General features: G+C 54.7%; 13 protein-coding genes and 1 riboswitch. Of the genes, 8 read left to right on the top strand and 5 right to left on the bottom strand.

Translation table 11 applies throughout. The annotated features are described in order from the left end of the window. Positions 1 to 176: 176 nt before the first annotated feature. Complete coding sequence (gene crcB / locus L6J37_RS15775; RefSeq protein ID WP_192017378.1) at positions 177 to 560, bottom strand: fluoride efflux transporter CrcB; 384 nt, start codon at positions 558 to 560, stop codon at positions 177 to 179. A gap of 143 nt (positions 561 to 703) precedes the next feature. Between crcB and L6J37_RS15770 the strand changes: the two genes are divergently transcribed. The 7 genes from L6J37_RS15770 (at position 704) to thiH (ending at position 6852) form a co-directional block, all read left to right on the top strand. Next, the gene (locus L6J37_RS15770; protein ID WP_237795812.1) at positions 704 to 1132 is read left to right on the top strand and encodes a universal stress protein; all 429 of its coding nucleotides are present in this window, start codon (positions 704 to 706) and stop codon (positions 1130 to 1132) included. Between the two features lie 60 nt (positions 1133 to 1192). Next, a riboswitch (TPP riboswitch) is annotated at positions 1193 to 1290 on the top strand. 125 nt (positions 1291 to 1415) lie between these two features. Further along, positions 1416 to 3344 (top strand): phosphomethylpyrimidine synthase ThiC, encoded by a 1929-nt coding sequence (gene thiC / locus L6J37_RS15765; protein WP_237795810.1) that lies wholly within the window; start codon positions 1416 to 1418, stop codon positions 3342 to 3344. Then, the gene (thiE, locus tag L6J37_RS15760; RefSeq protein ID WP_237795808.1) at positions 3341 to 3991 is read left to right on the top strand and encodes a thiamine phosphate synthase; all 651 of its coding nucleotides are present in this window, start codon (positions 3341 to 3343) and stop codon (positions 3989 to 3991) included. The genes thiC and thiE overlap by 4 nt, the downstream gene beginning before the upstream one ends. Continuing rightward, positions 3985 to 4743 (top strand): HesA/MoeB/ThiF family protein, encoded by a 759-nt coding sequence (locus L6J37_RS15755; protein WP_237795806.1) that lies wholly within the window; start codon positions 3985 to 3987, stop codon positions 4741 to 4743. Before thiE ends, L6J37_RS15755 begins: the two co-directional genes overlap by 7 nt. Continuing rightward, positions 4740 to 4949, top strand: a complete 210-nt coding sequence (gene thiS, locus L6J37_RS15750; protein WP_036758954.1) for a sulfur carrier protein ThiS — start codon at positions 4740 to 4742, stop codon at positions 4947 to 4949. The genes L6J37_RS15755 and thiS overlap by 4 nt, the downstream gene beginning before the upstream one ends. Before the next feature lies 1 nt (position 4950). Beyond that, complete coding sequence (locus L6J37_RS15745) at positions 4951 to 5721, top strand: thiazole synthase (RefSeq protein WP_218386321.1); 771 nt, start codon at positions 4951 to 4953, stop codon at positions 5719 to 5721. A 9-nt stretch (positions 5722 to 5730) separates the two neighbouring features. After that, a complete protein-coding gene (gene thiH, locus L6J37_RS15740; protein ID WP_218386319.1) occupies positions 5731 to 6852 on the top strand; it encodes a 2-iminoacetate synthase ThiH in 1122 nt (373 codons plus the stop codon). A 71-nt stretch (positions 6853 to 6923) separates the two neighbouring features. On the opposite strand, the gene L6J37_RS15735 is transcribed toward thiH, so the two are convergent. The 3 genes from L6J37_RS15735 to L6J37_RS15725 form a co-directional block, all read right to left on the bottom strand. After that, positions 6924 to 7859 carry a hypothetical protein gene (locus L6J37_RS15735; RefSeq protein ID WP_192017383.1) on the bottom strand — a complete coding sequence of 312 codons (936 nt, stop codon included), beginning with the start codon at positions 7857 to 7859 and terminating at the stop codon, positions 6924 to 6926. Between the two features lie 207 nt (positions 7860 to 8066). Continuing rightward, positions 8067 to 9854, bottom strand: coding sequence for an aminopeptidase P family protein (locus L6J37_RS15730; RefSeq protein ID WP_237795804.1), 1788 nt, complete (start codon positions 9852 to 9854; stop codon positions 8067 to 8069). 123 nt (positions 9855 to 9977) lie between these two features. Continuing rightward, the gene (locus L6J37_RS15725) at positions 9978 to 10937 is read right to left on the bottom strand and encodes a LysR substrate-binding domain-containing protein (protein ID WP_192017385.1); all 960 of its coding nucleotides are present in this window, start codon (positions 10935 to 10937) and stop codon (positions 9978 to 9980) included. A 122-nt stretch (positions 10938 to 11059) separates the two neighbouring features. Between L6J37_RS15725 and L6J37_RS15720 the strand changes: the two genes are divergently transcribed. Next, positions 11060 to 12262, top strand: a complete 1203-nt coding sequence (locus L6J37_RS15720) for a multidrug effflux MFS transporter (protein WP_192017386.1) — start codon at positions 11060 to 11062, stop codon at positions 12260 to 12262. A gap of 128 nt (positions 12263 to 12390) precedes the next feature. On the opposite strand, the gene L6J37_RS15715 is transcribed toward L6J37_RS15720, so the two are convergent. Next, on the bottom strand, positions 12391 to 13290 hold the full coding sequence (locus tag L6J37_RS15715) for a DMT family transporter (protein WP_218386315.1): 900 nt from the start codon (positions 13288 to 13290) through the stop codon (positions 12391 to 12393). Positions 13291 to 13295 lie beyond the last annotated feature (5 nt).

Below are 13295 nucleotides of genomic sequence, written 5' to 3'. Positions count from 1 at the left end.
ATGATACGCTGATGTCGGCGGCTGGAACGCCAGCCCGGTCGCTCCGTCATCCCCTGCCAAATATAAAGACCTCGTCATCAGGCGGGGTTTCTATGCCTCAATTTCACTCACAGGCCTATGTTAGGGCTTGGAGTGAACCTCACTTCCCTTTTAGACGCAATAGGCTATTCATCCGCTTATCCACGCTGAAGCAACTGAAATCCAACGAAGCAAGCAAATAGGCTCAGAGATAAGTTCAGCATAATATTTAAGCCAGCTTTGATATAGGCGCCTTGCTGGAGCAGTATCAGGTTATCCATCGAAAATGTGGAAAAAGTTGTTAAAGCACCCAGCATACCGATGCCAATCAATGGGCGCCAAGGTGTAGCTTCTATCATGCCCTGGTTAAGTGCTGAGCTCAGCATACCCATAATCAAAGAGCCTGTGATGTTGACGGCCAGTGTCCCGTACGGAAATCCCTTGCCTAATAAAATCACAGAGAGTTCGGCAATCAGGTAGCGTGAACAGGCCCCGAGCGCCCCGCCCATAGCAACATAGCCCAGAATAATCAGTTGGTTCATAGAAAGCCCTGATGGTGACAAAGTTATTACATGCTATTGTGAAAAAGGCATGAGTAAATCCTGCTGCCACAGAGTGACTTGCTTTTTCACGTGAAGGTTTACATTGTGCACTAATCCTAGCAGGAGTAGAGGTGATTATGGGTATGTACCATACCATTTTACTGGCAATCAACCCTGATGATTTGAATGTAAAACAGTTGGTTGCAAAAGCAGGCGTGATTGCAGAGCAAAACAATGCGGATCTGCATCTGGCATATGTAGAACCTGGTGTAGGGAATGTCAGCTTTCTGGATATCGATTTACAACTCGACGAGGCGCATAACGAGCAGGAGTTGAAAAGAATGGCTCAGTTGTCCGCTCTGGCAAAACACTCACCGCATCCGATTGCGGCTATCCATCTGGCCGATGGTGATGTTGCCAAACATCTGATTGCGCTGGGGAAGACGATCAAAGTCGATTTAGTGATCACGGGTAACTACAAACCCGGAATACATTGGCTGGGTGATTTACGTTATGAACTGGCGCAACACCTGAAGTGTGATGTGCTGATCTGCCAGCAGAAAACGCTGTAGTGATGTGGGGATGAAAAAGACGACTTGCTGAGAGGGTGATGCTTCCTTATACTCTTTGACTGAAACTTGTCGGAGTGCCAACTGGCTGAGACCGCATTGCGGGATCCGTTGAACCTGATCAGATTAGTATCTGCGAAGGGAACAAGAGTAAATCATCTGCCTAGCTGTACCATATTTGTACTGCTGCTGTATCAGACGATGCGACACGCCCTACATGTGTCCGCCTCTTGTTTACGCGCCCATCCGTCAAGCAACTTCCCTAACTTTGAAAAAGGAAATTGCTATGTCGAGTCGCAAACAAGCGAGACTGGAAGCGAAACAATTCATTGATTCACTCACCACCCAAGCCTACCCTAATTCACGGAAAGTCTATGTCACCGGCAGCCGGGATGATATCCGTGTTGGTATGCGTGAAATCGCTCAGGCCGATTCCCTGGTCGGTGGCGATAAGAACAACCCTATCTTTGAGCCTAATGAACCGATTCGAGTTTATGACACTTCAGGCTTTTATACCGATCCTGACCAATCTATTGATATCTATAACGGGTTGCCAAAACTGCGTGAAAGCTGGATCGAGGAGCGCGGCGATACCGAACTGCTTGATGAACTGAGCTCTGCCTATACCAAAGAGCGTCTGGCCGACGATACACTTGAAGATCTACGTTTTGCTCACCGAGCCCGTGTACGCCGTGCTCAAGCTGGCCAGTGTGTGACTCAGATGCACTATGCCCGGCAGGGCATTATCACCCCGGAAATGGAATATATCGCGATCCGGGAAAACATGGGCCGCGCTCAATACCGTGATGAGGTGCTAAACCAGCAGCACCCGGGACACAGCTTCGGTGCCAATCTGCCCAAAGACATCACAGCCGAGTTTGTGCGCAGGGAAGTGGCTGAAGGCCGCGCGATTATTCCGTCGAACATCAACCACCCGGAATCCGAGCCGATGATCATTGGCCGCAACTTCCTGGTGAAAGTGAATGCCAATATTGGTAACTCGGCCGTGAGCTCTTCAATTGAAGAAGAAGTGGAAAAACTGGTGTGGTCGACCCGCTGGGGCGGCGATACCGTGATGGATTTGTCGACGGGCCGAAATATTCATGAAACCCGCGAATGGATCATCCGCAACAGCCCGGTGCCCATCGGGACTGTCCCTATGTATCAGGCGCTGGAGAAGGTGAACGGTGTTGCCGAGAACCTGACCTGGGAAGTCTTCCGCGACACCTTGCTGGAGCAAGCCGAGCAGGGCGTCGACTATTTTACCATCCACGCCGGTGTGCTGCTGCGCTTTGTCCCTATGACCGCCAAGCGGGTAACCGGGATTGTTTCCCGCGGTGGTTCTATCATGGCGAAATGGTGCCTGGCGCACCACAAAGAAAGCTTTCTCTATGAGCATTTCCGCGAGATTTGCGAGATCTGTGCCCAATACGATATTTCCCTGTCGCTGGGTGACGGGTTGCGTCCCGGCTCGGTCGCTGATGCCAATGATGAAGCCCAGTTCAGTGAGCTGCGGACTTTAGGTGAACTGACCAAGGTAGCCTGGGAGTACGATGTCCAGGTGATGATTGAAGGCCCGGGACATGTCCCGATGCACCTGATCAAAGAGAACATGGATGAGCAGCTCAAGCACTGCCATGAAGCCCCTTTTTATACCTTAGGCCCGCTGACCACCGACATTGCTCCGGGCTATGATCACATTACCTCAGGTATAGGCGCGGCGATGATTGGCTGGTTTGGCTGCGCCATGCTGTGCTATGTCACGCCGAAAGAGCATTTAGGTCTGCCGAACAAAGACGATGTCAAAACCGGTCTGATCACCTACAAGCTGTGTGCCCACGCCGCTGATTTAGCCAAAGGCCATCCTGGCGCACAGGTGCGTGATAATGCCCTGTCTAAAGCCCGTTTCGAATTCCGCTGGGAAGATCAGTTCAATCTGGGGCTGGACCCGGATACCGCGCGCGCTTTCCATGATGAAACCTTGCCGCAGGAATCGGGCAAAGTGGCCCACTTCTGCTCTATGTGCGGACCGAAATTCTGTTCCATGAAGATCTCCCAGGAAGTGCGGGACTACGCTAAAGCGCAAGAAGATGCCCAGGTGATTCACATGCTCGATGATCCGCTGGAAGGTATGCGCCAGAAAGCGGAGGAATTTCGTGACAAGGGCAGCGAGCTCTACCACAAGGCTAAAACTCACGAGGAAGAACAGGCATGAGTGGTGTGATGCAACAGTCATTTCCTGTGATGGAGGGCGGCATCGGGCCGCTCTATCCTGTGGTTGATGATGTCCGCTGGATTGCCAGGTTGCTGCCGCTGGGGGTGAAATCCGTTCAGCTGCGGATCAAAGATCCGGCCCATCCTGAGCTGGAAGCGCAGATTATTGAAGCGATTCGTCTGGGCCGGGAGCACAACGCCCAGGTGTTTATTAACGACTACTGGCAGCTGGCGCTCAGGCACGGTGCTTATGGTGTGCATCTGGGACAGGAAGATCTGGCTATCGCGGATCTCGATGCGTTGCGTCAGGCGAATATCCGTCTGGGGGTATCGACCCGAACGGCGGCTGAGTTGCAACGCGGTCTGGCCCTGGCACCCAGCTATGTGGCGATCGGCCATATTTTCCCGACCCCGACCAAAGACATGCCAACCCCGCCGCAGGGGATCGCCCAGTTAAAAGAGCACCTGGACACTGTGGCCGGCCGTTACCCGACTGTTGCCATTGGCGGTATTGATCTCAGCAATGTTGCGGATGTCTGGCAGACCGGGGTGTCCTGTGTCGCTGTAGTGCGCGCCGTGACAGCCGCTGCGGATCTCGAGCAGGCACTGGCGGGATTTGCCGACAAGCTGGTGAGGGAGCCATGCTGACAGACGAGTCTTTTTTGCGCTATCAGCGTCAGGTGCAGCTACCGGAAATCGGTGAGCAGGGCCAGCAGGCCCTGCAACAGGCCAGAGTACTGATTATCGGCGCTGGCGGGCTTGGCGCCCCGGCGGCCTTATATCTGGCGGCGGCGGGGGTTGGCAGCCTGGTGATTGCCGATGGCGACCGTGTCGAGCGTTCCAACCTGCAGCGCCAGATTATCTACCGTGATGATAATCAGGGTGAGAGCAAAGCGCAGGCCGCCGTGGCGCAGGTCAAAGCGCTCAATCCGCTGATCCGTGCCCGCGCAGTGACGGCCAGGCTGGCCAAGCTGCAACTGGCGATGGAAATCAGCCTGGCGGACGTGGTGCTGGATTGCACCGATAACTTTGCCAGTCGTCATGCCATTAATCAGGCCTGCTTCGAACACGAAAAACGGCTGATTTCGGCGGCAGCGATACGCTGGCAGGGGCAACTGATGAGCTTTGATTTTCGCGCACAGCAGGGGCCTTGCTACCACTGCTTATTTCCTGAAGCGGAAATGCAAGCGCCGCAAAGTTGCAGTGAGACAGGTATTGCCGGGCCAGTCGTCGGCATTATGGGAACCTTTCAGGCGCTGCAGGCGGTGAAAGCTATCACCGACAGCGGTGATCTCTGTGTCCGCCAGTTCCGCCAGTTCGACGGCCTCAGCCTGCAATGGCAGCAGTTTACCTTGCCAGCCAACCCTCAATGTCCTGTATGCAGTAAGGAATCTTTATGACCACGATAACCGTTCTGGTGAACGACAAAGCCATGCAGCTGGCGGCGCAAAGCTCGCTGCAACAGCTGCTGGAGCAGCTGGCGATGCCGCTGGATGCGACGGCCGTTGCGCTCAATCAAGCCATTTTGGGCCGCGAGTTCTGGGCCGATCAGCGACTCAATGACGGCGATGAAATCGCCTTGTTTCAAGCCATAGCAGGAGGCTGACATGCTGACCATTGCCGATAAAACCTTTTCATCCCGACTTTTCACCGGTACGGGAAAATATGCCGGCCGGGACATAATGGCACAGTCAATTCTAGCATCCGGTTCTGAGCTGGTGACCATGGCACTGAAACGGGTGGATATTGATAACCGTGATGACGACATTCTTTCCCCGCTGCGCGAAGCGGGGGTCAACCTGCTGCCGAATACCTCGGGGGCCAAGAATGCGAAAGAAGCGATCTTTGCCGCGCAGCTGGCCCGTGAAGCTTTGGGAACAAACTGGCTGAAGCTGGAAATCCATCCAGACCCGAAATACCTGATGCCGGATCCTATTGAAACGCTGGCGGCAGCCGAAGCGCTCGTCAAACAAGGCTTCATTGTGCTGCCCTACTGCCATGCTGACCCTGTGTTGTGTAAGCGGCTGGAGGAAGTGGGCTGTGCAGCCGTGATGCCTCTTGGCGCACCGATAGGTTCAAATAAAGGACTGGCATCGCGTGATTTTCTCGACATCATTATCGATCAGGCCCGGGTGCCTGTGATTGTGGATGCCGGGATCGGCGCCCCTTCACATGCGGCTGAAGCCATGGAACGCGGTGCAGATGCTGTGCTGGTGAATACGGCGATTGCGGCAGCGGCGGATCCGGTTGCGATGGGGCTGGCCTTTAAACTGGCAGTGGAGAGCGGCCGGATGGCGTACGAAGCCGGCCTGGCCGGTAAAGTCAGCCATGCCGTGGCGTCCAGCCCGTTAACTGCGTTTTTAGACGCCAGCGCGTAAGGAGACGCCATGAGTTATGTGGATGTATGGCGGCAGCTGGACTGGGATGATGTCCGGATGTCTATCTACAGTAAAACAGCTGCAGATGTCGAGCGGGCACTCAGTAGACGAAAGCGCGATCTGGAAGATTTCAAAGCACTGATTTCGCCTGCGGCGGAACCGTATCTCGAGCAGATGGCGCAGCAGTCTGCCGCGCTGACGCGGCAGCGTTTTGGCCGGACAATCGGGTTTTATGTCCCTTTGTACCTGTCGAACCTCTGTGCCAACAGCTGCACCTATTGCGGTTTTACCATGGAAAACAAGATCAAGCGACGGACGTTAAATCTTGACGAGATTGAGCGGGAATGTGCAGCGATCAAGGCATTAAACTTCGATAATGTGCTGTTGGTCACCGGTGAGCACGAGCGCAAGGTCGGCATGGCCTATTTCCGCGAATGTGTGCCGGCGATTAAACGCCACTTCAGTTATCTGTCGATGGAAGTCCAGCCGCTGGATCAGCACGAGTATGCTGAGCTGAAAACCCTGGGGCTGGATGCGGTCATGGTGTATCAGGAAACTTACAGTGCTCCGACGTACGCCAAGCATCATCTGCGCGGCAATAAAATGGATTTTGAATACAGGTTGGCAACGCCGGATCGGCTGGCACGCGCCGGGATCGACAAAATCGGCATTGGTGCCCTGATTGGCCTGGAGGAGTGGCGCACAGATTGCTTTTTTACCGCCAGTCATCTGGATTATCTCGAACGCACTTACTGGCAGAGCCGTTATTCGATTTCCTTTCCGCGCCTGCGCCCCTGCACGGGGGGGCTGGAGCCGAAGTCAGTGATGAGCGACCGCCAGCTGGTGCAGCTGATTTGTGCCTACCGGCTGTTTAATCCTGAAGTCGAGTTGTCCATGTCGACCCGGGAGTCGCCGCATTTTCGCGATAATGTGTTGCCACTAGGGATCACCAGTATGTCGGCGGGCTCCAAAACCCAGCCTGGCGGCTATGCCGATGATGAACCTGAGCTGGAGCAGTTTGCTATCAGTGATGAGCGTGCCGTGGCTGATGTTGCCGATGCAGTGAAACAGCACGGTTTTGAGGTGGTGTGGAAAGACTGGCATCACGCCTATTCCGGACTGCCGCTCTAAGTCGGCACTCGGGTTTGTGTTGATGACAAAATCAGGCTGATGAATGATATCAGCCTGATTTTTTACGTTACTTATTCGGTAAAGACAGCATTGACTTTGGCGTCATAGCGGGCGGTGATATTGGAGGAGTAATGACGGGCAGTCAGCTCCACTTTCAACTTCTGCACTTCAACCGGCTGGTCAAAAAAGACAGACAAATTCCCGGATGGATATTTCAGGTAGCTGGGATAAATACGTTCATTGTTCTCGTTGTAGAAGAAGGCCACGACAGACTGATTACGTGCATTGGCTGTGGTATCTACGATCAATTCCAGTGACTTCACTTTTTTATTGTTGTAGGGCGTAATTTCCAGCCATTTGGTCACAGGTGTGCCAAAACTGGCATAGATTGAGGTGCCTGCGGTCAGTGTCTCATCAAAATCGATCACCGGATCGTGATCCGGGAAGCTGGCGGCATCGTTGGGTTTACTGTTACCGAAATATTCCTGCATCAGAGTGAAGCCGTCACCATCGTAGTCGGTATAGGCATCCAGCCCGACAACCTCATAGGTTTTTTTCCACCAGGTAGGCAGGCGATCATTGTCTATGCTGCTGCTTTCGCCAAAGTTAAAGCGAAAGTTACCTTCGAAGCGCTGGCTCGGCTTACTGAAGTTGGCGTTATAGAGGGAAATAACGGCGCGGTAGCCATTCTGATAATACTCGTTTGGCGTATCAAAATGTAATTCTCCCCAGCCCGGACGACAGTCGAGATAATGCAGTCTCTGGCTGGCGGCATTGTAAATACTGATTGTACAGTCCATAGCGCTGGGTTGATTGTTATCAAAACCCAGCGTGACCAGATGGCGTCGGTCAGCAGGCGGCAGGGAAAAGTTAACGGTAAAGTTGACACGCTGGCCTTTGCTTAATGTCTGGCTGACCGATTTGGTATAGCTTTCCAGGTGCGGATTAGTATTGGCGAAGGCGGCAAAAGATAAGCAGCCTAACGCATAGAGAACATATTTTTTCATAGCATAACCTTATGAATTCTAGTGAGTATAATTTCATCGGGGATGCTAACGGCATTATTATGTTGTGAAAACAATCAATAGTGGTGGTTGTTACTAGTGTTCTGGCTTTTATGTGTTTGATTAACTGAAGTGTGAGCCTGACAGTGATAAAAAAGCCCAGCGCATACATGGCCGGGCTGAGAGTGTGAAGATCAATAGATTTCAGTGTTAACGACTGAGCGGTGCCGTGGCTTGCTGCAGCCAGCTCAGATCCTCACCCTGCAGAGAAGGGCTGATGACATCGAACACGGTTTGATGGTAACGGTTCAGCCAGTCGAGCTCTGTCTCTGTCATCAAGCTGAGATCCACCAGGCGGCGGTCAATCGGTGCACGGGTCAGCGACTCGAAGCCCAGTACTGTCATGTCGCCCTCGGTTGCCACTTCTACCACCAGCTCCAGGTTTTCGATACGGATACCAAAAGCATCGGCACGGTAGTAACCCGGTTCGTTGGACAGCACCATACCCGGCAGCAGGGCGGTCGGATTCGGTGCTTTTGAAATACGCTGCGGCCCTTCATGCACGTTCAGGAAATGGCCGACACCGTGGCCGGTACCGTGGTCGAAATCAAAGCCATGGGCCCACAGGTGCTGGCGCGCCAGGGCATCGAGCTGAGATCCTGTTGTGCCGCGGGGAAAGCGGGCGGTCGACAGAGCAATATGACCCTTCAGAACCAGAGTGAAGGTTTGCTTCACTTCGGCGTCAGGATTGCCAATGGCAATGGTGCGGGTGATATCTGTGGTGCCGTCGGGGTACTGACCGCCTGAATCGACCAGATAGACATTGTCCATTTGCAGGACGCCCGGCTCAGGCTGGTTGTTGTGGTTGTAGTGACACATGGCCGCGTTGCCGCCGGCCGCGGAAATGGTGTCAAAGCTGACGTCAGTGCAGCTCGGATCCTGGATGCGGAACTGCCACAACTGATCGGCCAGTGTTGCTTCGTCCAGCAGGTTGCCGGCCGCCACCTGACGGTCGACCCAGGCCAGGAATCTGGACACGGCGACACCATCGCGGATGTGACTGGCTTTCATACCGGCCACTTCGGTGGGGTTTTTCGCGGCTTTTGGCAGCATACAGGGATCAGCCCCTTCGATAATAACCGCGCCGGCGTCGCGCAGTGTCTGCCCGGCCCAGGCATTGCTGGTGGCCGGATCAAGCAGCACCCGCTTGCCGCTCAGGGCTGTCAGGCTATTTTTCAGGGTTTCAGGGGCCTGAACGCGGACACCTTCACCAACATGCGCCGCAAACTCAGCAGGCAGGCGGGCCTGATCGATAAAGAAATCGACGCTGGCATCCTGATGCACAATCGCTGCTGACAGCAGTACCGGCAGGCAATGCACATCGCTGCCGCGCACGTTGAGCAGCCAGGCGATGCTGTCGAGCTGGGTCAGCAGTACGGCATCGGCTTTTTGTTTCTGCAGGCTGGTCGCAATGCCGGCACGTTTGTCCTGGCTGCTCTGGCCGACAAAATCCAGGCCCATCAGTCTGGCATCGGACAGAGTCGGGGCCGGACGGTCGTGCCACAGGTCGTCGATCGGATTACTGCTGATCAGCACCAGCTGCTGATCTTTGTCGAGATGTTGCTGGACGCGTGCCAGCCAGGCACCGCTGTGCAGCCGGGGATCAACTGCGATTTTACTGCCAGCAGGCAAATGCTCCTGCACCCAGTGCATTGGTGGCTCTTCGATCAGATGACGGTATTCAAACACATCGCCCGGCACTTGCTTGCGAACCTGAACCACATAGCGGCCATCGACGAACATGGCCGCTTTGTCACGGCCGATCACCGCTGCGCCGGCAGAACCGGTAAATCCGGTGGCCCATAACAGGCGCTCGTTGTGTTCGGGAATGTATTCGCCCAGGTATTCGTCTTCATGCGGAATCACCAGGGCGTCAAGCTGTTCCGCTTCCAGCCACTGGCGAATCTGTGCCACGCGTTGTGAGATCACTGATTGCATCTGTCTATATTCCTTTCTGTTGTTGTCATCCGAATGGGGATGCTCTAAACCTGCCCCTTGGTCACCCTGACGGCAGCAGCAGGCCGATCCGGTAACGGTAGCGCTTTTAATGAGAGGCTGCAATTATCGACTGGACAATTCGCGGCATCCGTTAATGATTATCTGGCGTAACCAGCAATGGCCAGGATCATTCTCTTGATGTTGTGGCCAGAACAGGGTGTAGGCCATTGCCGGCAGCGGTGTGGGCAGCGGCAGCACCACCAGGTTGAGCTGAGCGGCGACATAGTCGGCAAAATGGCTCGGTGCCGTAAAAATCAGATCCGTATGGGTACACAAGCTGGCGGCACTATTAAAGTCTGGCACATACATGGCGATGTCGCGCTGCAAGCCTTGTTCCGCCAGCTTGTAATCCAGCAGCCAGCGGTCATCGCGCCCGCAGCGCACCTGAATATGGCGCTGCAGCAGATAGTTGGCCTGAGTCCACTCGCCCTGCTCAACCAGCGCCAGCACTGGGTGGCCGGGGCGAACAATACAGCGCTGGGTATCGCGGTGAAGTTCCTGAAAAATGATCCCTTTGGGCGGCATCAGGGTGAGCTGGGCGTCGTGTGGATTGAGATCCTTGCCGGTAATGCCGAAGTCGATTTCCCCGCGCAGCATCTTGTCGAAGGTGTCCGGCTCCCAGGCATGGGTATCGAGCAGTATGTTGGGTCCCTGACTGAAGATTTCGCCGAGAAAACGCGGCATTAACAGCGGATAGGCACTCTCTACCAGCGACATTTTGAAGTGGCGGTGGCTGTTTTGCGGTACAAACTCAGTCGGTTCGGTCAGGTTTTCAATATCCTGAAGCAGTTTTTCCAGCACTGGCTGCAGCACTTTGGCGCGCGGGGTGGGCAGCAGGCCGTGGGCACTGCGGACAAACAGTGCGTCATCGAATTGCTCGCGTAGCCTGGCCAGGCTTTTGCTCACCGCCGACTGGCTGAGAAATAAACGCTGGGCTGCCCGGGTCACGCTGCATTCCTGCAGCAGGACATGGAGGCAAACCAGCAGGTTGAGATCGAGGCGGGCTAATTTATCAACAGTCATAATATGTCCGTTACTTTAGCAGTGATATTCTGATATGGAATTTTAGTAGTGAATATAAACCATTTTGATTCATATCACTAAGGCCGTAGACTGGCGCCGTCTTCTGATAGGAAACCGAGTGAATGAAGCCTGAAACGACAACGTCTCACCGCCGTATTGTGGCGTTAATGGTCCTGCTGGTGCTGTTCAGCCCGCTGGCCATCGATATTTATCTGCCTGCTTTGCCTGCTATGGCTGACAGTTTTGCCGTCGACCCGACTCTGGTGCAGGATACCGTCACCTGGTTCATGTTCAGTTTAGGACTGGGACAGGTTTTTGCCGGGCCGCTGGCAGACCGTTTCGGCCGTCGCCCGATTGCGCTGATCGGTGTCACCGTGTACGCCTTCAGCTCGGCACTGGCTTATACCGCCCAGTCGCTGGATATCATGCTGCTCGCGCGTTTTCTGCAGGGCTTCGGCGCTTGCGCCACTTCAGTGGCAGCGTTTGCGGCAGCCCGTGACAGCTTTGGTCCTGAACGCAGTGGCCGGATGATCAGCTATCTGAACGGGGCGATTTGTTTTATTCCGGCACTGGCACCTTTATTGGGTTCCTGGCTGACCCATGAGTTTGGCTGGCGCGCTAACTTCAGCTTTATGGCCGGGTTTGCGCTGGTGGCCGGTGGCCTGCTGAGTGTGTTTTTCCGTGAAACCCGTCCGGCGGAGACCTTTGTCAGCGGCGCGATGTTCAGTCCGTCACGGTACTTTTCTGTCCTGCGTGAGCCGGTTTTTGTCTTCCATGCCTCAATGTCTATGCTGGCAATGGCGGTAATTCTGGCTTATGTGACCTCTGCGCCTATGTGGCTGATGGTGCATCTGGGCTTGGATATGGGACAGTTTACGGCCTGGTTTGGTGTCAATGCGGTGCTGAACATTATTGCCTGCATGGTAGCGCCGAAATGTATGGATAAGATGGGTACCCGCCGCACCCTGATGTCGGGGCTGGCGATGCTGGTGATCTCTGGCGTGATGATGCTGGCACTGAAAGATATCTCAGCGGCATGGGCCTTTATGGTGCCCATCTTTATGAGCTCATTTGGTTTTGCCTTCGTGCTCGGTTCGGCGGCCGGTAAAGCGCTGGCACCATTCGGTGACAGAGCGGGTACCGCAGCGGCAATGCTGGGTCTGTTCCAGATGAGCGGTGCCGGCCTGATGGTCAGTCTGACCCAGCGGATGGAGTTGTCCCCGCCATTATTGCTGACCTTTCAGATGTTGCTGCTGCTACCCGGACTGCTGATTTTGTTATCACGTAAAGGCCGCCAGTGGCATCCGGCACCGGCGCAGGATTAACCGTATGCGTCAGATTTTTAGCTCATAACTAGACGCCTGAAAAAGGCGCTGGGTCTCGACAACCCTTTTGAACTCTCGCTTGGCCTGTCACTGCTGTGACAGGCTTTTTTTCGTTTGCAGATAAGGGATCAGCAGGAGGCGCTGGCGTCGTTGGCTTTGCCCCGCCATTGCTGGATCAGCAGGCCTATGATGATCATCACCAGCCCGACCAGGGTCGCCGGATGAATGGTTTCACCGATAATGGTTGCCAGCAGGATCAGCGAGATAAAAGGTGACAGGAAAATAAGATTGCTCAGTTTGGCGGTATTGCGAGTCAGCTTCATGGCATTGAGCCAGAGCACAAAGGTGATTCCCATTTCAAACAGGCCGACATAACTGACCGCCAGCCAGCCTTGCCACGGAATGGGCTGCCAGCCGCCCATGTACAAGCTCAAACCGATGGAGAAAGGCAGCGACAGCACGAAGCCCAGCAACACACTGACCACGGGATCGGCCTGGTTTTTGGTGTTGATAATCCAGAACAGCGCCCACAGCAGGGTGGACACCAGCGCCAGTGCCACACCCAGCGGGCTGTCGAACTGCAAGGCCATGATGTCGCCTTTGGTGGCAATCACCACCACACCCAGGTAACCGCATAAGCAGGCCACCCAGTCCTGCGGGCGAATTTTCTGGCCGAGGAACAGGGCGGCCATCAGTGTCAGCGTGATGGCCCAACTGTAGTTAAGCGGCTGGGCCTGAGAGGCCGGCAGTAAATCATAGGCTTTAAACAGCACCAGATAATAGATACAGGGATTGATCAATCCGAGCATCAGGTAATACAGCGGGCGGGTGCGCAGGGTAGGTAACAGCTGATTCAGTTTGCCCTGATAACCGGCGATGGCGAGCAAGGCGATGGCTGATACCGAACTGGCCGCCGCCACCATCTGGATCGGCGAAAAGTAATCGAGGGTGATCTTGAAGGCGGTGGCGACGGTCGACCATAAGAGCACGGCGGCGAGGCCGAACCCGATCGCTTTCTTTTCCTGCATACTGC

The organism is Photobacterium sp. WH77 (assembly GCF_022014395.1).
In the GTDB taxonomy this organism is placed as follows: Bacteria; Pseudomonadota; Gammaproteobacteria; order Enterobacterales; family Vibrionaceae; genus Photobacterium; species Photobacterium arenosum.
The sequence above is the reverse complement of the archived record's forward strand: the minus strand, read 5'-3'. Positions and strand labels throughout refer to the sequence as shown.